The sequence below is a fragment of the Ketobacter sp. GenoA1 genome, from assembly GCF_003671475.1.
Taxonomy (GTDB): Bacteria; Pseudomonadota; Gammaproteobacteria; order Pseudomonadales; family Ketobacteraceae; genus Ketobacter.
On record NZ_RCHM01000046.1, the window covers coordinates 165,614 to 185,764 of the forward strand.

Below are 20,151 nucleotides of genomic sequence, written 5' to 3' on the forward strand. Positions count from 1 at the left end.
TTGTCTGCAGTTTTTCTGTCATTTATTGCAGCACATGGGCGGTACTGGCCAACTGGTTACCGCCATCATCTATGAGCTTGAATTTATTCCAGGCCAGGCGCACCACATCACCGTCCACCAACCGTTCACGCTCATTAACGCTTTGTTCATTGATGAAAGTGCCGTTCTTACTGCCTTTGTCCACAATAAAAAACTCCAGCGCGCCATCCAGGTATTTACTGGACACCACTTCGATCACCGCATGATGACCACTCACGGAAATATCATCAATCATGACATCGTTATCCGGATGACGGCCGATGGTCAGCTGCCCTGGCTTCAGATCAAATTTACTGACCACCACATCATCGACCAGTTGCGCTAATATGGCCATATTGTTTACTCCTGCTTGTGGCATCTTGTTTTAGTACGATCACAGAGACGTTGTCCTGTGCATTATGACGAACGCTTTCCCGAACCAACGCCGCCGCGGTTTCCTGCGCTGACAACCCGGAATGCATCCAATGATCGATCACGGCACCAGGCAGCGTGTTATACAATCCGTCCGAGCACAGCAACCAGGATTCATCGGGCTGAAAATGGTGTTTGGCAAACGAAAACTGCACCCGGTTATCCGGCCCTATGGCCCGTGTCAGCATATTGCGGAACGGTGCCCGCTCGGCCTCCTTTTCGGAGATGCTGCCTTTATCCAGTAATTCCTGCACCAGACTGTGATCCCGGGTCATGGGTTGCAGGCCATCACCACTGGCACAATAGCAACGGGAATCACCGGCATGCATCAGCCAGTATTCTTCATCCATCACCAGCATGGCAATCAAGGTGGTGCCCATTTTCTGGTAATCCGGGTGGTTGGCGCGCTCCTGACGTACCGCATTATTGGCCAACGACCCGGCATCCGACAGGATACGCAGCATATTTTCATTGCTGTACTCGGTGAGAAACTCCAATGATGACAGGACGCATTTGGTGAAATACTCCACCGCCAGTTTACTGGCCAGGGCACCGCCACCGTATCCACCCATGCCGTCCGCCAGCACCGCCAGGTAGCGACCTTCACCGGGCAATGCCTGCCAGTGAATGGCGTCTTCATTGCGCTTGCGCACGCAGCCTATATCCGTGACACCAAAGATATCCATCAACTTGCCTTCCGGTTATCACGGCGACATTCACGATTCAGCAAACTCCGCACCGCATCCGCCATTTCAACCGCACTGTGGTAGCGTTTGGAGGGCTCTTTCTGTAGGGCCTTATTCACCACCCGTACCACACCGGCGGACAGCTCCGGCCTCAACTCACGCACACTGACGTACTTTTTATTCAGTATCTGGTAGGCCAGATTGGCGATGCTGTCGCCGCTGAAAGGCAACACACCGGTAAGCAGCTGATAAAACGTCACCCCCAGACTGTAGATATCGCTGGCCCCGGAAACCCGGGTGCCCTTTAATTGCTCCGGCGACATATAAACGGGGCTGCCCAGCATGTCTCCGGTTTTGGTCTTGGAATCATCGACAATGCGGGCGATGCCAAAATCCGCCACTTTTACCTGTCCGCTATTCTGGTCATACATGATATTGCCGGGTTTGATGTCCCGGTGCACGATGTTCTGCTGATGGGCATAGGCCAAGGCATCCGCCACGGCGATGATGATTTCATACACCTCCTGAATGGGCAGCAAAGCGGTTTCCGAAACACAGCGATCCAGGGATTTGCCTTCCACATAATCCATGGCGATGAAGGCCAGATCGGCTTCTTCGCCCACATCGTACACGGTGACAATATTGGGATGATTGAGGCGCCCTGCCGCTTCCGCCTCGCGAAAGAAGCGCTCTTTGATAACATTAAGTTGGGCCGTGTCAAACTCACGATAGTTGAGGGTCTTAATGGCCACCCGGCGGGCGATTTTAGGATCCAGCCCCAGGTACACCACACCCATGGCACCGCGGCCCAGTTCCCGCTCCACTTCGTAGCGGCCCAGAACCGGTTTGTTCACTTCCTGGGATGGCAACACCAGGCTGTGGGTGGCTGAGAAGTCCGACACCACCTGGGCAGGTTCTGACAACTGTTGCAATGCCTGAGTGCGTTTGCGGGCATCCTTGAATTTGGGTTTGCGGTCCACCACCAACTGGTAAGTGCGGGCGGCTTCCTGGTACTGACGCTTACGCTCCTGCTGCACGGCAATGTCGTACAGCAGGGTAAGCACGGCGGCAGTGGAGCGACAGGGGCGTAACGCCGCCAGCGCTTCATCCAGCCGGCCCTGCTGATACCACTGCTGCGCCAGTTGATAACTGATGTTGTGGTGCTCCCATTGCAGTTGCTGCCACTGGCGCTGACGTTGTTTCCAGAACAGCATCAACAAGCTGCCTGCGGTAAACCACAGCATGATCAGCGGCAGGGGCAGGATCTGCTGATAGCTGAGTTGCCAGGCCACCTGCACCACGCTGCCGGTCACCACAAAAAACGCCCCCATCATGATGGCCATGGAGGTACGGAACGCAGGCTGCACCCACAATAAATACACCACCCCCAACAGCGTCAGCGCGGCAATCAGCCAGTGACGCCAGGCGGGTTGCACCAACACCTGCCGGGTCTGCAGGGCCACCACCGTAGACGCCAGCGCGGCTCCCAAACCGGGATCGCTGGCCAGTATCCAGAGACGTTCTGCAGGCGCTTGTGCCAGGGCTTCTGCCTGACGGTAACGGGAAAGTTGCCCGGCATTCAGGGCCGGTATCCAGACCCGGCCCTGACGACTGATGGGCTGGCTGACATGGGCCATCTCAATGCGGTAATCGAGGCCCGCGGTAATGGTGGGTTCTTCATCGATATTGAGGTTGCGGGCCAGCTGACGCAGATACAGCGCCAGTGCCAGATCCGGATGCAGTTGGGATTCCTGCTCCCAGATCAGTTGCCTTGGCCCATCGGCGGGTGCCGTATCCAACGCCCGGTAAGCCGGCCCCTGCAAGCGCGGGTCCACCGGCCAGGTAGCTGCCTGCAGGCTGTTGCGCTGTTGCAACCCATCCCGCAATGACTGCACCACCGTGTTGGGCAGCCAGTTAAGAGCCCCCCAGGGCAGGCGCTCCAGCTCGACTACGGGGTAGGCCTGTTCAGGGAATGCGGATACGCCGGAATCGGTCAATCCCAGTAAAATACTGCCCTCTTGCAAACGCTGCTGCAGTTCGGTGAAGCGTTGGTTCTGCCGCCGCCAGGCCTGCACCGTTTCCGGGGCGGTGGCGGATTTTTCCAGCCAGTCCAGCAACCGTTCGGCCGCCACTTCCTGTTCCCGCAATGGCCGGTCCAGCACCAGCGCCACCAGAGCATCTTCCTGCAGCAATAATGGTAACAGTTCGGACTGACCGGGGTCGCGCTGCAACTGCAGCAGATCTTCCTGCTCCAGTTCAATAAGGGCAATGTCGGTGGCAACGGGTGCAGGGGAGGACAGGCGCTGTCCCAACTGGTAATACCAGCGTTCCAGCACCAATGCGGTATCGGGCCTGATGAATCCTGAGAGCAACAGTATCGCGCTGATCAAGAGCAAACCCCGGAGGCTGATCAGGCTCTGTAGCCACTTGTTTAATAACGACATAGTTACACTATAGCCGGTATTCGGCGGATTCATCCCCGGCCATGAAGGTAATTTGTGGATTGCACCGCAAATACGCCTTAAGCACGTTAGGGGTTATTTCTTTTCACTGATCCACAGCTTAATGACCCCCACCACTACCGGGGTGCCATCGGTGGTGCAGGCGGTCACGGTTACATCCAGATCGCCGGGTTTCCAATCCTCAGGGTTGATCTCCGCGGTACCGGTAATGTCGGTGTCGGCCTTGGCGGTGTAGTCCACCCGCATGCCCTTGGGAATCCAGCGCAGATGCTTGGGAATCGAGGCTTCCGCGCACACCCCCATGGCCATCTCCAGTAGATTACAGATGGCAATCACGTGCACGGTACCGATGTGGTTCTGCACGGCCTTGCGCTTTTTCATGGTGGCGCGGGCATAATTGGGGCGCAGTTCCTCTATGCTGGCTCCGGCTGTCTTGAAATACGGTGCCTTGCGGGAAACCACTTGGGAAAACAGAAACTTACCCCCAGGGATGGGGGCTACTTTTTGCCACATTTCCAGGACGGAGTTACCTTTGGACATCAATCTGACCTCTCACGCTGACTGCTACAAATCTCGTCTATACTGCTGAAACAAGAATCACAATTTGTTTCGCCTAACCTTCTGACTGCGAACCACCACCATGCACTGGCGCTTTCAGCGAGCATGCTCGCTTCACAGTTTATCCAGGCTGCTGCTGGCAGCCGTTGTGCTGTGCTGCCTCAACCCGGCGGCGGCAGAGCCCGTGGTCATGAATCAGCACCACATGAGCCTGAACCTGTCACAGCAGATGGTGCTGCTGGAGGATCCCGACTCGGCACTGGATCTGGAGGGTGCCAAAGCCGCACTGGCCCAGGGCCGGTTCCAGCCGGTGGCAGACGCCCCCCTGCAGCTGGGTTACAGTGACAGCGCCTACTGGCTGCATTTCCAGGTACACAACGGGCTGCTGGAGCATACCGCAAATAACCGCGAAGATCGTTTTTATCTGACCGTGGATTACCCGCTCCTGGACAACGTGGAGTTTTTCCATATTCGTGACAGCGGTACCCAGACCATGGTCAGTGGCGATATCTACCTGTTTGATCAGCGCTATTTTAGCCTCAACACCTATGTGTTTCCCTTAGCCCTGCAGCCCGGCGAGACCGGCGATATCTACATTCGCGTTTTCTCCAGCAGTTCATTACTGATTCCCATCACCCTACAGACCGAACAGGCCTTTATTGATGCACGCTTTACCCTGGACACGCTGGACGGCATTTATGTGGGCATCACCATCGGCCTGGGTATCTACAATCTGTTTTTATGGCTGGGTATTCGCAACCGGGTTTATGGCCTGTACGTGCTGATGGTGTTCAGTATCATGCTGTTCAACACCAGCATCAACGGGCTTACCTTTCGCTTCTGGCCGGAGAGTCTCTTCTTTCAACAAATCACGGTTTACTTCTTCAGTTTCACCTCAGGCATTCTGGTGATTCTGTTCGGCATGGAGTATCTGAAAACCCGGGACAGCCTGCCGGTTTTCCACCGTCTGTTTCAATTCCTGATTGCAATTTGTCTGGTGTTTCTGGTGCTGCTGTTTTTTATGCCGATTACCCTGTCGGCCAAGCTCACCGCGGGCATTACGGTGTTATCCGCTGTCTTGCTGATCGTGGCTGCGGTGATTCGGTTGATGCAGGGTTATCGCCCCGCCGTCTATTATTCCCTGGGCCAGGGCGCGGTGATTGTCAGTGTGCTGTTTACCGCGCTCACCTCGCAGAAAATTATTCCCCTCTACCATATTGCACCGGTGGTGATGAAATGGTGTTCCGCATTTGAACTGATCCTGTTTTCCATCGGCCTCGCAGACCTGGTGAACAACGAGCGTCGTTTGCGGGAGCAGGCGCAACAGGAGTCTGCCAGAGCGCAAAGCGCGCTGCTGGATGCCCAGATCAAACTGAATCAGGATCTGGATGTACTGGTGACCCAACGCACCCAGGAACTGGAGCAGGCCAATCAACTGCTGCGCGACATCAACACCCACGATGAACTCACCGGGTTACGCAACCGCCGCTATCTGAATGAAGCCCTGGCCAATGAGTACCGGCGGGCGTTTCGGGAGAAAACCTCGCTGGCGGTACTGATGATCGATATCGATTATTTCAAGCAGCTGAATGACACGTATGGCCACCACTTTGGTGATCACTGCCTGGTGCAAGCGGGCCAGCTTCTTACGGCCTGTATTCGGCGTCCGCCGGATATTGCTGTGCGTTACGGCGGCGAAGAGTTTGTCATTGTTCTGCCCAATACCGATCTGCAGGGCGCCGTGGTGGTGGCGGAAAAAATTCGTCAGTCCTTTGATCATACGGAAATCCGCTACGGTGAGCACAGCACGGCAATCACCATCAGCGTGGGCGTGGCCAGCGAAATACCCTCGGCACGGGATGAGCATGAATCGTTACTGCGCAAGGCAGACGATCTGTTGTACCGGGCCAAATCCCGGGGCCGCAATCGGGTGGAAGCGGGCACACGGGAATCCGGGGTCGCCCAGCAAGCACTCTAAACCGGATTGCCCAGGTAGGTTCGCTGGCGATGCCGAGCCACCACACCGTCACGCCAATCCAGCACATCCTCATACCGGGTTACGATCCCGTCACAGGTGTTGGCCCGCTCGTAGGCAGTGGGCGCCGGGCTGCCGGCTCTGGGGACCGGTTTCACCATCGCCATGGCGGCCACGACGGTCATGTCCGCATAACAGAACCCGCGGTCCAGTAAATACGGCTTGCCATCCAGCTGTTCACGCACCCGCAGCATAAAGCCGTCCAGGCGCTGCTGATACTCCGCCAACGACACCCCCGGTTCACCGTACTTCTTGAGTAACATACCGAAGGTACGGCGCATCACCGGCAACATAGGCCGTCTGCTCCATTGGGGAAACAGATCGGGAAACGCCTCCAGCAGTGCGTCTTTATCCTGCAGGGCCCGGTTCACCATCAGCATGCGCGCTGCATTGAAAATGGATTCGCTCAGTTGATTCATGGCCTGCACCTGGTCCAGGCACAGGGTGGGGATCAAGCCGGCCAACGGCTGATCCTGATTTACCTGCAATGCGATGTCCCAGGAGTCCAGCAGGCACAGGCCACCCTCCCCCAGCAGCACCGGAACCGAGATCGGTCCGCGCCAGCGACGGGTGCGCAAACGCAACCAGGGTGTGCTGATCTGGGGGAGGTATTCTTCAAACTGGTAGGCCACTTCTGCGTAATCCAATGCCCACAAAGCGCGCTGAGTTGCCACCGACAGTGGCATTCCGATTAGGCGGTACGTCATGATTGTATCCCTGTCCTGCGTCCATACTGACCAAATTGCTCGCCCCACTTGACCAAACGGTCATGTCGTTCTCCCCCTGCTCTGGCTACACTGGAACCAATGAGTTCCCAAGCCGACCCCTTCCCTGCGGAGAAAACAGTGACTTACAGTACACGAGACGTCAGCCAGCTGCAAAAATCCATCGCTCCCGCTGTATACGGTGCACTGGACCTGGACATCACCCCGGAGCGCTTTCGCACGCAACTGGGGGAGAACAGCATCATCAAGGATAACCCACGAATTCAAACCCTGCTGGCCGATACGGAAAAGGTTGAGTTTTTCCGCCAGCTGACCCTGATGGGGGATCCGCTGGCGGACGCGTTTGCGGCTGTTATTCCGACATTGGGATACAAGACGGCGCGGGCCATGCTGGACAAGGCCGCCGCCGAGGGGATCGACAGGGTTTCCGATGCCCCCCCGGAGCTGGTAGCCCTGATGCGTTCGGTGGAAACCGTGCCGGATTGGGTGGACTGGACCCGCATTGAAAGAGCCTCGGAAAACGGCCGCCTGCTGACGGCCCTGGTGGGCGAGGCCATCATACGGGTGGCCTTCATGATGACCTATGTGAACGGTTATCAGGGTTTACCCATGGTAATCACCGGCGCCCTCACCAGTGAATCCGCCGCCAAGCGCATGAAGGAGACCATCAGCACATTCAAACTGGCTACCCTGCCGGGCGCCCTGCGCCGTGGTGGCGAAGCCTATCAATCGGCGGTGAAGGTACGGGTGATGCACGCCATGGTGCGCACCAGCCTGCTGCGACGGCCCAAGATCTGGGATTACAGTGTGTATGGTACCCCCATTCCCCAGGTGGACCAGATGGGCGCCGCCCTGGGGTTTAATTACCTGATGTCGTTGCGGGCCCTGAAAAACGCTGGCCGCTTCAGTGAATATGAGGCCTGTGCCGTGGAGCAGGCCCGCTACCTGGCTTATCTGCTGGGTATGCACGATCAGTTTCTCAGCAATGACCCCAGACAGATTGTGGAAACCTGGAATCTGTGCCAGGCCACTCTGCGCCATCAATACGATGAGCGGGGCCGTGACCTGAATACCGCCACCCTCAATGCCTATCGCCGCAACAGCAAACGGTGGTTTGACCGCACCTTCCACACCCTGGATGTGAAATCCACGCGCTTCATGTACACCAAAATGGTGGGAAGGCGCACCGCCGAGGCCATGGGTGTACACAGCAAACGCTCCGATGCGCTGGCCTTTGCATCCCTGTTTGCGCCCCTGGGCATCGGCTTTGGTGCCCTCAGCCTGCTCAAGAAAGTGCCCGGTGGCCGTGCCCGCATCGATCAACGGGCCACCGAGGAAATATTGCGCCAACTGGCTAACGAAGGCACCGCGGAATACCGCACCAACGAATCCGATTACAAATTCGAATCCGTTTGAGTTGCCGATGAACTGCGTTTTTATTGCCTATACTGGACAAGGCAATACTACCACCAGGGACGCACATGAGCTGGGATCTGATCTGCCTGAAGGCCCACGAACACCGCCAGGAGGGTGACGAAACCTACGCTTGCCTGTACAAAAACTTAAGCCGCATTGAAAAAGAGAATATCAACGCTCTGCAGTATAACGTGCGCGTGGTACCGCTTCCGCTGGTGGCGGGCAATGGTGACAACAAGCAGCTTGTTACCATGGAAGAGGCGCTGTTCAAGGTCATCGTGGATCTGAATGAGAGTAAGGTGATGTTCGACATTGGCGGTGCTGATGCCGCGTTGCCTTCGCTGCTGCGCGGTGGCGGCCTTGGTTGCCTGGCCATCTCGGAATTAATCATCTGGGCGAAAAAGCATTACAGTGAATTTGGCGTGGTGTCCGGCTACATCAGCCCGGCCCTGCTCAATTACCCCAACAGCGAAACCATCTCCGTACACTGCTTGAAAAAACTGGGGTTTACCGTTGCCCGCTCCCACAAAGGCGGCCTGCAGTTTATGGCCGACCGCGTTGGGCAACTGAACAGTCATGTGAACAACAACAAAGTGGAAAGCGCCACCCCCGGGCTCTGGTTCAGCAATCTGATGCAGGACAACCTGAATGTGGCGCGCCAGATGAAGATGCAGAGCGAGGAGATTTCCAACCTCAAGGAACAACTCTATCAAACCGCCAACCAGAAACATTCAGCGGCGCCCTGGATATCGGGCCTGCTCATGGGTGTGGTGGCCGGCTCCGCCCTGGCTTCGGTTTTATTCAGCCTGTAGGGCCGGTCCTGACTGCGGCTGAACATCGGCAAACTGGCTGCGGCCCAGCCAATGATGAATCCGCTGCACATAAGGCGCCGACCCCACCGCACTCAAACGTCCGGACTCCAGGGCCGTGCGCAACGCCAGTTTGCCGTACCAGATCTTGGCCAGGGTCTCCAGGTCGGCGCTCAGGTACACGTCCACTTCATGGCCAATATTCTCGTCACATACCTGCGGCGCCCTGTCCCGCACCAGTATAAACTTACGGATCTTTTCCCCACTGGTGGCAACATTGAACTGCAAGGTGGTATCACCGGACGGTAATTGGTCCAGGTTCAACGCCACGGCAAAATCACGCACAATCACCGACACATTGAGCTGTTCAGCATCCATGTCGTCGAACGCCCATTGCATGCCCCACTTACCCATGGCTTCCACCACCGGCCGCAATGCCTGTCCACTGGGCGTGAGCCGGTACTCATAACCCCGCTTTTCCGCAATGCGCGTACGGATGAGGATGCCCTGCTGCTCCAGCGTTTTCAGCCGGGTGTTGAGCAGCGTGGGCGACAGTTTGGGTAAATATTTCTGCAGATCTGAAAAGCGGCTGGCACCGAACAGCATCTCGCGCACGATCTGCAGAGTCCAGCGTTCACACAATATGGACGCGGCCCTGGAAACCGGACACACCTCTTCATAGTCGTACATGGGCTCCCCGTTTGGAATGACTACAGATTTTGTAGTGGTTTACTACATATTCTGCACTATAGCGAGCAAACCTGCCTCCCTAAACTCTCCTTCTGTCAGGTCAGCAAAGGCCTGATCCACAACCAACAAAACGGAGAGAACCACATGAGCATTGAACGCAACGATCTGATTATTGTAATGACCAAAGGCATTTATGATGAAGTGTCATCGGTGGGCCTGACTCTGGCCAACGGCGCGTTAACCGCCGAAATGAACGTCGGTCTGTTCCTCACCAGTTCCGCCATTGATCTGGTGCGCCGCGATGGGGTGAATCACACCCACGTACACCCCATGGAACCCCTGAAAGCACTGCTGCACGATTTCATCGACCGTGGTGGCAAGGTCTGGGCCTGCCCCCCCTGCACCAGCGCCCGCGGCTATGATCAAAGCAGCCTCATCGATGGTGTTGAGATCCAGGGTGCCAGTGTCATCTTTGCACGCATCAAAGCCGGCGCGGCCAGCTTGACTTTTTGATGCATCTAACAGGGGGGTGAAGCGGCGGTTGAGTGAAATTAATGCGCCGTTTCATGCCTCTGTCATATTCCCCTGCCTAGTATTGGCGATCGTTTTACGACCAAGTTTGCCGGCCTTTCGCGTCGGCCAATTCAATAGGGGATCTTCCATGAAGCATCGTGTTATCAAAACGGCGCTGGCACTGTCCATCGCCACTGCCTCTGCCGCCACCCTGGCGGACAGCCGCGCTCACAAGCCGTTCTGGCCACAGAAAAAAGACATGTATTTTGAGCGGGTGGCCACCTTCCCGGTGTATGAAAACCTGAACCCGGCGGCCGGTGATGAAGCAGAGGATACCACCGCCGCCGAGATCAGCGCCGCCAGCCAGGATGGCAACGTGGTCTATTACAGCGACAGCCCCAAGCAACGCATCGGCCTGATCGATATCAGCGATGTGTCAAAGCCCACCCCCGCCGGCTTCATCGCCCTGGACGGTGAGCCCACCTCGGTGGCGGTAAACGGGAACTATCTTCTGGTTGCGGTGAACACCTCTTCCAGTTTCACCACCCCCGCCGGCAAGCTGTCGGTGTATTCCCTGGATAACCCCAGCCAACCCCAATGGCAGGCGGATTTCAATATGGGCGGTCAACCCGATGCCATTGCCGTCAGCCCCGATGGGCGTTACGCCGCCATCGCGATCGAGAATGAACGGGATGAAGACCTGAACGACGGCATCCTTCCCCAACTGCCCGCCGGTAATCTGCAGATTCTGACCATGGGCAAAGACCCAAGCCAGTGGCAACAGCGCAGCGTCGACCTGCGCGGCCTGGCGCATACGGCGCCTTCCGATCCGGAGCCGGAATACGTGGCCATCAATCGTTTCAACATTGCCGCGGTTACCCTGCAGGAAAACAATCATATTGTGCTGGTGGATCTGCGCCGCGCCATGGTCATCAACGATTTCAGTGCCGGCACGGTGGATCTTTTTAACGTGGACACCAGCGAAGATGATGTCATCAACCCCGTGGATACACTGCTGGACCGGCGCCGCGAACCCGACGCCATCACCTGGCTCAACAACTGGTGGATGGTGACCGCCAACGAAGGCGATTACGAAGACGAGAACGGCGTGCAAGGGGGCAGCCGCGGTTTCACTGTGTTCAGCCCCTTCGGTAAGGTGCGTTATGAATCCGGCGCCAGTCTGGAGCATGCACTGATCCGCGCCGGTCATTATCCGGAAAGCCGCTCCGAGAATAAAGGCATAGAGCCGGAATCGGTACTGGCTGAACGCTTCAGGCACCAGGAGTTCCTGTTCGTGGGCAGCGAGCGGGCCAATATTGTGGCGGTGTACAAGACCGACGCCTGGCATAAGCCGGAACTGCATCAGTTACTGCCCACCACCATCGGCCCGGAAGGCATTCTGGCCATTCCCTCCCGTAACTTGCTGGTGGTCTCCAGTGAAGAGGATTCTGCCGAAGATGGCTTTCGTTCCACCGTTTCCCTCTATCAATACGGTGCCCGACAGGCGCCGTATCCACAGATTCAGTCCGACCCCAAACAGCTGATCCCCTGGGGTGCCCTGAGCGGCATGGCGGGCGACCGGCAACAGGCCGATACCCTGTACGCGGTCCCGGACAGCTACTACGGGGAATCCCGCATTTTCCGGGCTCAGGTCAGCAAGCAGGGGACCGCCGTCATTAAAGACGCCCTGGTCCTGAATAAGAATGGTGCTACGGTGGATTACGACCTGGAAGGCATTGCCCAGCGCACCGATGGCAGTTTCTGGCTGGTCTCCGAGGGGAACAGTGGCAGCCGCCCCAACCTGCTGATCAAAGCCGGCGCCGATGGCTCAATACTGGAGGAAATATCCCTGCCGGCGGCGGTGGTGGCGAAGCAGAAAAGCAACGGCTTTGAAGGGGTTGCGGTGACCGGCAACGGCGCCCGGGAAACGGTATACGTTGCCTTTCAACGGGAATGGACCGATGACCCCGCCGGACAGGTCCGCATCGGCGTCTACCGCCCGGCCAGCGGAGACTGGAGCTTCTTTTACTATCCTTTGGAGAGCACATCAACCGGTTGGATCGGCTTAAGCGAAATCACCGCCATCGACGACACTACCTTTGTTGTGATCGAGCGGGATAACCAACAGGGCCCCGCCGCCCGGGTGAAACGGTTGTACCGGTTTTCCATCGCCGGCATGACGCCGGCGGCAGAGGGTGAAACGTTTCCGGTGTTAAGCAAAACACTGGTGCGGGATCTGCTGCCGGACTTGAACGCAACCCATGGCTGGACCGCGGATAAGGTGGAAGGCACCGCCATCACCCGTGATGGTGAAGTCTACGTGGTCACCGATAACGATGGTGTGGATGATGCCTCCGGCGAAACCCGCTTTATGGCACTGGGTAAGCTATTCCGGTAACGGGATGGTTCAGATCTCCACAATGGAAAAGCCTTGTTTGGGAAAATGCACATGAACCAAACCCACCGCTGGATCGCTGCGCGCAATGATCCAGCGGTTGGCGGAGGCCCCCACCAGCTCGCCCACCGACGCATCCTGAGCATAATCCGCCGGGGCAATACTGACCCGGCAACCCAACAGCGCATCCTGCTTTTCTTCGGCGGTAATGGCTCTGGGTTCGCTGTTTCTTGCCAACACCAGGGTTTCATCGGGATTGATTTCGCTGCGCCGGCCCTCGCCGAACGCGTTCATGCGATCCATCCAGGCATTGACCCGGGCATAGGGTTGCAGGGTCTTTTTCTCAGCGGCGTCCCGAATCATCCACAGGCTGTGATACGCCGCAAAATCCGCAATATTGGGCTCGGCCCCAAACAGAAAGTCCTGCTGCAACCGTGCCTCCATATCCTTCAGATGTTGCTTGACGATAGCGGGTGCTTCCCCTGGTTTTACCATGCGTACCGATGCGGTGCGGCCCATCCTGATACGATCTGCAAAGAACTTGAACAAGTCAATAATGCTCAGAGTTTGCAGTACTTTCTTGTTCAATGCCCAGGAGGCGGATGACATCACACAGGCAAAGAAGACTTCCAGCTCAACATGTGCAATAAACCGGTTCACCTCATCGCTGCAGTTCTGCCGCGCCAGTTGCGGCTTACCGGCCCGCACGGCAATTTCACTGGAAATCACTGCAGTATCGCAAAATACATCGGCGCCGCATTGAGCCACCGGAATTTTACGGTAGCCCCCTGTCAATGTTGCCACAATGGGTCGGGGGGGCATTTCCCGGGTGATGGCGGATTGCCAGGGCAAATCAGCATAGCCCAGCATGCTGCGGACTTTCTGAGAAAATGGCGACAGCGCATAATGATGCAAGATCAAATCAGACACAAAAAATATCCCTCTATTGGCCAACAGGTTGTCCCGAATAGCAAGGCACTAACATAACAGATTTGCCTGCTGCGTATCAGTCCGGGAGGATAATTGATAAGGCCCAAAAGCTTGTACCATCGCTCCAAATAATTCAGGCACAATGTTCACATCCTTGATAGACTAAATGTTATAGGCATAGTGCCAGGCGCGCTTACGACAACAGAACGACAGGGGAATCAGGTGAATATTCAGATTCAGCGCAAGGGGCTGCGCTTCTCCATCCGCCTGACCGTGGTGGGTGTGTTCGCTCTGGCCACCACCTTGACCGCAGTGATCGCCATCGGCCTGCAATATTATTTCAGCCGCTCCATCGCCATTGAAACCGCCCTCGGCAAGTATCAGAACCACGCGGAAAACACCCGCAGCTACCTCAACGCCATCGATACCAACGCCTTTCATGTTGCCCAGCTGCTGGCCAGGTATCCGCAGTTGTTGAGCGATGGCGAAATCAATCCGGATTCCCTGCAGTTGTTCTCCGACATCATGCAAAACAATCGCCTTTTCTACGCCATATACATTGGCTTGGAAAACGGCGATTTCTTTGAGGTGGTCAATCTTAACAGCAGCAATACCGCCCGCCGCCAACTTAAGGCAACTCCGCAAGACCGCTGGATTGTGATCCGGGTATCCGGCAGCGGCGCGGCGCGCCAGCGGGTTTTCGAGTATTACAACGCCGATATGCAATTGCGGGTCGCACACAGTGAATCCAGTGACTACGACCCCAGCGTTCGCCCCTGGTTTACCAACGCCACCACCGACCGGGTATTCAAAACCGATCCCTACCTGTTCCAGCACCTGCAGGCACCGGGACAATCCTATTCCATGCGCCTGCCGCAGCAGAACGCCGTATTGGCAGTGGATATCACACTGTCGTCTCTGGCCAGTTTTTTAAAAGCGCAAAGCCACAACAGCGGTTCGGAAATTTATCTGTTTAAACCCAGCGGCGAGCTGATTTCATCCAACCAAACCCGCTCCGCCATGGACAGCATTCCCTCTGCGCCCCCGGTTGAACTCAGTGATGCGCAATCACAATTCATCCAGTCCGTGGGGAAACTGCGGATTTCCAACGAACTGGACTGGCCACCCATTGACTACGCGGTATCCGCCGAACCCCAGGGCTATTCCGTGGATCTGATGCGTATGATTGCGCAGATGACCGGATTACAGATCGAATTCGTCAACGGGTATTCATGGCAGCAACTGGTTGCCTTGTTTGAACAGGGCGAACTGGATATCCTGCAGCCGGTGTTCGCCAATGATGACAATCGCAGAATGGGCACCCTCAGCGACCCCTTTTTGCGGCTGCCTTATGCCATAGCAACCCGCCCGGGGCAGGCACCCATCACCCGCGTGTCTGAATTGAACGGGAAGGTGGTTGCCCTGCCCAACAGCTGGTCCATCATCCAGATACTTGAGCAACACTATCCTGCCATTCAGGTGCTGCCGGTGGACACCCCCATTGCCGCATTGCGCGCGGTGCTGGACGGCCAGGCGTTTGCCACACTGGACTCGGCACCGGTTCTGCATTACACCGCGGATCACTACTACATTGATCGCTTGCAGTTTCATGAGAATATCAACGCCCGGGCGGATAAGCTTCCCGATCAGATGCATTTTCTCACCAGCACCCGTTACCCCTTGCTGAACGGTATTATCAACAAGGCACTGTCCAGCATTGATGCTTACCATACGACCCAACTGCAGAAAAAATGGTTTACAACCGCAGACGCGGAGGCACCCAGTCAACCCAAAACCACCGTGCCCTATCCGGAATTGATTGCTCCGGTGACCGGCCTGACCAATCATCTGCACGAGGTAAACCTTAACGGCCAACCGCATTTTATTTATAAAGCCGCACTCAATCCCGAAGAGCCTGACAGTGATCTGTTTGCCGTGGTCATCGGTACCGCTGAGTTAATGGCTCCCAGCATCGCCCGGGTCACCTATTCCGTGGCCATCACCACATTGTGCCTGTTGATCCTGCTGCCTTTTATCTGGCTGTTTGCGGCCCCCATTGTCAGGCCCATCAAACGCCTGGCCATTGAAAACAACCGCATCAAGAACCGGCGTTACGATGAGGTGGAATTTCACGACAGTTCCATCATTGAAATCTTCGAGTTATCCCGCTCCATCGTCGACATGGCAGCCACCATCAAACAACACGAAGAAGCCCAGAAAGCGTTGATGGAATCCCTGATTCAATTGATTGCCCAGGCCATCGACGAAAAGTCGCCCTATACCGCCGGCCACTGCGCGCGGGTTCCTGAACTGGCGCTGATGCTGGCCCGGGCTGCGGAAGACTGCAATACGCCACCGTTCGATACCTTCCGTTTTCGCAATGAAGATGAATACCGGGAATTCCGTATCGGCGCCTGGTTGCATGATTGCGGCAAAATCACAACACCGGAACACATCGTGGACAAAGGCACCAAACTGGAAACCATCTACAACCGCATTCACGAAATCCGTACCCGCTTTGAAGTGCTGTGGCGTGATGCCGAGATTCAATACCTGCAAGCCGTGTTGGACCAGCCGCAGCTGGAGCCGCAATGGCAACAGCAACTGGAACACAAACGGCAACAATTACAGGACGATTTTCATTTTATCGCCAGACTGAACCAGGGAAGCGAAGGCATCAGCCCGGACCAGACCCGACGCCTGCAGGAATTGGCCATGATCACCTGGCAACGCCATTTTGACGACCGTATCGGACTGTCGCCGGTGGAAGCATTACGCTATTCGGACCAGGCCCCCACACTGCCGGTGACCGAACCGTTGCTGGCCGACAAGCCACATCATATTATTGAGCATGAAAAACCGAAAACCTACCCGGCTCACCTGCAGATCGACATGGAGATTCCTGAGCACCTTTACAACCTGGGTGAAGTCTATAATCTCTCCATTGCCCGCGGCACGCTGTCTAAAGAAGATCGTTTCAAAATCCAGGAACACATGATCGGCACCATCCGTATGCTGGACGCCCTGCCATTTCCGCCGGAGCTGTCCAACGTACCACGCTTTGCCTCCACCCACCATGAAACCCTGAAAGGTACCGGCTATCCACGCAAGCTGAACGGGCATCAACTTTCAATCCCGGAACGCATCATGGCGGTAGCCGATATTTACGAAGCCCTGACCGCCGCGGATCGTCCCTATAAAACGCCCAAGACCGTCAGCGAGTCCGTGGCCATTCTGTTCCGCATGGTGGAAAGCGGCGATATTGATCGGGATGTATTTGAACTGTTCCTCAGCAGTGGCGTTTACCAGGAGTACAGTGCGCGCTATTTACAACCGCAACAGCAGGATGACGTGCCCATCAATCAGTACCTGCGCAATAGGGACTGAGGCGCATCAGTGTTGCAGATGGCGGCAACATAGGGTATTAATCCGCTGCTGGAGAGCCAGACAACAAACCGTGTCTGCCCTCCCTGAACGTTTCCTGATGTCATTTATTATTTTGTCTGAGGTTTTTTATATGCATTTCAAAAAAATTGGGGCGACATTGTGTCTGCTTACGCTGAGCTCGATCAATACCGCTTTGGCCGATGGTTATCTTGGCCTTTCCTATGGCACCACCTCACCCGATGAAAGCGGCTTCGAAGACGACAATGGCTTTAAAATTACCGGTGGTGGCAAGCTCAACGATAATTTTGCCGTTGAGGTTTCCTACACTGATCTGGGTGCCTTCGAAATGGACAGGGCTCTGGTTCGCGAAATAGAGTATTTCGTTGGCTATGATCTGGATGGGGTTGATATTGAAATCAGTGGCGTGGAAGTTTCGGGCATGGGCATTGCGCCGGTGAACGAAACCCTTTCCCTGTTTGGCCGTATCGGTATCTTCTTGTGGGATGCAGAGCTGAATGTTGATGTATCAGGGTACGGCTCCGGCAGTGACTCCGATGACGGCAACGATCTTTTCCTCGGTATCGGCGCCATGGTGAACCTGTCTCAAGCCGTGTCACTGAAAGCCGAATTCTCCCGCTACGAAGCCTACGAAGGCGACATCGACTTTATGCATCTCGGCTTTAACGTTTATTTCTGATCACTGTCTTTGTAAACCGCCCTGACCGTGGCCTTGATATCGGCATTGGTATCGGTATTGATATCGGCCATCGTCCGGGCAGCAGCGTGGCTGGCCGCAGGTTGCGGCTCAACCCGGGGCGGGGGTGGCGTAATGGTATCCAGAGGTGTTAACAAATAAACGTAGCCCACCATCAACCACATAATGAGGATCGTGCCGATTAACGAAACATAAGCGTTCTGCTTGGGTGGCTTCATAGGTTAATTGCGTAAAAACGTCATGCTGATGATTGTTTTTTACGCTATCAGTGTACGACCTTGCAGTCATCCTACTTTCGTCTATTTACATTATGCGCATCTGATTCAAGTGGCTGATGCGGATCAAGGCACCGGCTCTGAAGCTGAACCGCAGAAGCGTTGCATCAATTCCGCCTTCATGATTGCGCCGAAATCACTGTGCCAAAGCCACTCATAGTAATCGCGGCCGATCTGGTCCGGTGGGGCGGGTTGTTGCCGCCAATTGGCCCGCATTCGATGATCCCGCAGGTACTTATCCATGGCATCCTGCACCGGATCCAGCTGCCAGCCGTCCGCGGAAAATGCTTCCACATCATCACACAGGGGTTGTGCCGCCACTGGTTGTGCCAACAACATCAGTATTGCCATTGCCGGAAGTGTGCGCATGCTGCCTTCCTCGTACGCTATTGCCGTGCGCTAATCGATTCAGAAGCCTAGATTGTGCGCCCAAAGCGGCAGCCGCTGCAATGGGGTGTTCAGGCCTGCCGGTACAGGCTCCATTCCACTGCCCGGCGGATATAGTAATTCAGCTCCTGATCCGCGGCCTGACGGGATTCAAATGGGCCCTCCTGGGTTTGCTCCCGGGTAAGAAAGTACCAACCGTCTCCGGACCAGAAAATGCGGTCACTTCTGAACCAGGTTTTTTCCTGTTCTCCTGCGCGTACTGCCATGGCACTGCTCCCTGCCGTCGCCTGAATGTTTTTTAACCATAGCAGTGTGAACCAGTTCACATAATAATCAATTTTCATAAGCGGGCGCGCTGATAACCGCCGTTGTTTAGAACCAAACACTTAGCTTTTTTGGCCTGGAAGCTATCTGCATTAGGCAAAAACCGCGCAGTATTCACACCAGAATCAGGATACTATTCCACCACCTTATGCCCCGTGTCGGGCAATACGACATACGAACAACAGACAGGATGAATCGGGATATGAAGCGGCGTCTTAGGGAAATCTTCCGGGGCTGGCACAGGATGGCCGAACCTGCTCCCGTGGATGCCGATCAACTGCCTTTGGAAGAACAACGGCTACAGGACCTTTCGGCGCGCATCCGCTCGGGTATTCTGTTTTATCCCGTGGTGTGGCTATTGATTGGCGGTATCATCGTTATCAAAAGCCCATCCCAGTCCAAACTGGTGATGAGCGCTGCCATCTTTGTGCTGGAAGTGGCGATCACCGCCTTTCGTTTTCATTTGTTACACAAGTGCGCCGGCTACACCCATTTTCATCACACCCGCCAGTTTCGTTATATCGATCTGGGCGTCACCCTGAGCGCCCTTTGCTGGTCAGCCATACTTTTATCGTCACTGATGAATACTCCGTTCAGGGAACATTATTCCCTGATCATTACCGCCACCTTGGCACTGAGTTCCGGTGCGTTGATCAACCTGTCCATTCGCAAACAAACCGTGCGCTGGTATCTGATCGCGCTGTATTCGCCTTCCGTGATCGTGCTCAGCCTGGGGTGGGCCGATCAGCCTCCGGGATTGGGCCTGGTATTCCTGTTTTATTGTCTCGCCATGTATCACCTCACCCGGCTGCCACGGCGGGAGTATGAGCGGGCCGCACTCAGTAACCTGCAACTGCAGGAGCAGGCCCGGCGCCTGACGGAGTTGAGCAACAATGATGCGCTCACCGGATTGCGTAACCGGCGTTATTTTGAAACCACCCTCAAACAGGAATGCAGTCGCGGCCAGAGGCTGAATTACCCGCTGGCGCTGCTGATCATCGACATCGATTTTTTTAAGACCATCAATGACGAATATGGTCATATGGTGGGAGATCACTGTCTGCGCCATGTGGCCAAGGTGATCAGTGAGGAGTTTTTACGGGCTCAGGACACAGTGGCAAGGATCGGCGGCGAGGAGTTTGCCGTGATTTTACCCGGCATGAACCAGAGCGACGCCATGGCCCTGGCGGAAACCCTGCGCCGCTCCGTTTACGACAATCCTTTTACCGTGGAAGGAACACAGCGCACCGTCAGTGTCAGTATTGGCTGCAGTGCTTCGGTGCACCCTCATGAGTACAGCCCGGCATCGTTGATGAAACACGCGGACCAGGCCCTCTATCTGTCAAAAAGCAAGGGCCGCAACCAGGTTTCCTTTATCGAAACCAAGCAATGAT

18 protein-coding genes are annotated in these 20,151 nt (G+C 55.9%); 8 read left to right on the forward strand and 10 right to left on the reverse strand.

From position 1 onward, the window contains the following. Positions 1-22: 22 nt before the first annotated feature. The 4 genes from D9N13_RS23255 to D9N13_RS23270 form a co-directional block, all read right to left on the reverse strand. The gene (locus tag D9N13_RS23255) at positions 23-373 is read right to left on the reverse strand and encodes an FHA domain-containing protein (RefSeq protein WP_290594383.1); all 351 of its coding nucleotides are present in this window, start codon (positions 371-373) and stop codon (positions 23-25) included. Further along, positions 345-1,136 carry a PP2C family protein-serine/threonine phosphatase gene (locus D9N13_RS23260; RefSeq protein ID WP_290594385.1) on the reverse strand — a complete coding sequence of 264 codons (792 nt, stop codon included), beginning with the start codon at positions 1,134-1,136 and terminating at the stop codon, positions 345-347. Before D9N13_RS23260 ends, D9N13_RS23255 begins: the two co-directional genes overlap by 29 nt. Further along, positions 1,136-3,580 (reverse strand): serine/threonine-protein kinase, encoded by a 2,445-nt coding sequence (locus tag D9N13_RS23265; protein WP_290594388.1) that lies wholly within the window; start codon positions 3,578-3,580, stop codon positions 1,136-1,138. The genes D9N13_RS23260 and D9N13_RS23265 overlap by 1 nt, the downstream gene beginning before the upstream one ends. A 93-nt stretch (positions 3,581-3,673) precedes the next feature. Then, positions 3,674-4,138: a hotdog fold domain-containing protein gene (locus D9N13_RS23270; RefSeq protein WP_290594390.1), complete on the reverse strand. Its 465-nt coding sequence runs from the start codon at positions 4,136-4,138 to the stop codon at positions 3,674-3,676. A gap of 208 nt (positions 4,139-4,346) precedes the next feature. Between D9N13_RS23270 and D9N13_RS23275 the strand changes: the two genes are divergently transcribed. After that, a complete protein-coding gene (locus D9N13_RS23275; protein ID WP_290594393.1) occupies positions 4,347-6,134 on the forward strand; it encodes a GGDEF domain-containing protein in 1,788 nt (595 codons plus the stop codon). Here the strand turns inward: D9N13_RS23275 and D9N13_RS23280 are convergent. Continuing rightward, positions 6,131-6,898, reverse strand: a complete 768-nt coding sequence (locus D9N13_RS23280) for a glutathione S-transferase N-terminal domain-containing protein (RefSeq protein WP_290594396.1) — start codon at positions 6,896-6,898, stop codon at positions 6,131-6,133. The two genes, D9N13_RS23275 and D9N13_RS23280, sit on opposite strands and share 4 nt — an antisense overlap. A gap of 138 nt (positions 6,899-7,036) precedes the next feature. Here D9N13_RS23280 and D9N13_RS23285 point away from each other — a divergent pair, with 138 nt between their 5' ends. Next, complete coding sequence (locus tag D9N13_RS23285; protein ID WP_290594398.1) at positions 7,037-8,332, forward strand: oxygenase MpaB family protein; 1,296 nt, start codon at positions 7,037-7,039, stop codon at positions 8,330-8,332. Between the two features lie 65 nt (positions 8,333-8,397). After that, positions 8,398-9,144: a hypothetical protein gene (locus D9N13_RS23290; protein WP_290594403.1), complete on the forward strand. Its 747-nt coding sequence runs from the start codon at positions 8,398-8,400 to the stop codon at positions 9,142-9,144. Here D9N13_RS23290 and D9N13_RS23295 read toward each other — a convergent pair. Then, positions 9,130-9,831 (reverse strand): winged helix-turn-helix transcriptional regulator, encoded by a 702-nt coding sequence (locus D9N13_RS23295; protein ID WP_290594406.1) that lies wholly within the window; start codon positions 9,829-9,831, stop codon positions 9,130-9,132. The genes D9N13_RS23290 and D9N13_RS23295 overlap by 15 nt on opposite strands. A 144-nt stretch (positions 9,832-9,975) precedes the next feature. On the opposite strand from D9N13_RS23295, the gene D9N13_RS23300 reads away from it, so the two are divergent. Together D9N13_RS23300 and D9N13_RS23305 are read left to right on the forward strand one after the other, a co-directional pair. Beyond that, complete coding sequence (locus tag D9N13_RS23300) at positions 9,976-10,344, forward strand: DsrE family protein (protein WP_290594408.1); 369 nt, start codon at positions 9,976-9,978, stop codon at positions 10,342-10,344. A 148-nt stretch (positions 10,345-10,492) separates the two neighbouring features. Continuing rightward, on the forward strand, positions 10,493-12,742 hold the full coding sequence (locus D9N13_RS23305; protein WP_290594410.1) for an esterase-like activity of phytase family protein: 2,250 nt from the start codon (positions 10,493-10,495) through the stop codon (positions 12,740-12,742). A gap of 9 nt (positions 12,743-12,751) precedes the next feature. On the opposite strand, the gene D9N13_RS23310 is transcribed toward D9N13_RS23305, so the two are convergent. Continuing rightward, complete coding sequence (locus D9N13_RS23310; protein ID WP_290594412.1) at positions 12,752-13,669, reverse strand: glutathione S-transferase family protein; 918 nt, start codon at positions 13,667-13,669, stop codon at positions 12,752-12,754. Between the two features lie 222 nt (positions 13,670-13,891). On the opposite strand from D9N13_RS23310, the gene D9N13_RS23315 reads away from it, so the two are divergent. Continuing rightward, positions 13,892-17,056, forward strand: coding sequence for an HD domain-containing phosphohydrolase (locus D9N13_RS23315; protein WP_290594414.1), 3,165 nt, complete (start codon positions 13,892-13,894; stop codon positions 17,054-17,056). 130 nt (positions 17,057-17,186) lie between these two features. Continuing rightward, positions 17,187-17,753: an outer membrane beta-barrel protein gene (locus D9N13_RS23320; RefSeq protein WP_290594416.1), complete on the forward strand. Its 567-nt coding sequence runs from the start codon at positions 17,187-17,189 to the stop codon at positions 17,751-17,753. On the opposite strand, the gene D9N13_RS23325 is transcribed toward D9N13_RS23320, so the two are convergent. The 3 genes from D9N13_RS23325 to D9N13_RS23335 all read right to left on the reverse strand — a co-directional run bounded on the left by D9N13_RS23325 (position 17,744) and on the right by D9N13_RS23335 (position 18,699). Further along, the gene (locus D9N13_RS23325) at positions 17,744-17,989 is read right to left on the reverse strand and encodes a hypothetical protein (protein WP_290594418.1); all 246 of its coding nucleotides are present in this window, start codon (positions 17,987-17,989) and stop codon (positions 17,744-17,746) included. The genes D9N13_RS23320 and D9N13_RS23325 overlap by 10 nt on opposite strands. 123 nt (positions 17,990-18,112) lie before the next feature. Then, the gene (locus D9N13_RS23330) at positions 18,113-18,415 is read right to left on the reverse strand and encodes a hypothetical protein (protein ID WP_290594420.1); all 303 of its coding nucleotides are present in this window, start codon (positions 18,413-18,415) and stop codon (positions 18,113-18,115) included. 89 nt (positions 18,416-18,504) lie between these two features. Next, positions 18,505-18,699, reverse strand: a complete 195-nt coding sequence (locus D9N13_RS23335) for a DUF6316 family protein (RefSeq protein WP_290594424.1) — start codon at positions 18,697-18,699, stop codon at positions 18,505-18,507. Between the two features lie 260 nt (positions 18,700-18,959). Here D9N13_RS23335 and D9N13_RS23340 point away from each other — a divergent pair, with 260 nt between their 5' ends. Beyond that, positions 18,960-20,150 (forward strand): GGDEF domain-containing protein, encoded by a 1,191-nt coding sequence (locus D9N13_RS23340; RefSeq protein WP_290594429.1) that lies wholly within the window; start codon positions 18,960-18,962, stop codon positions 20,148-20,150. Position 20,151: the final 1 nt, after the last annotated feature.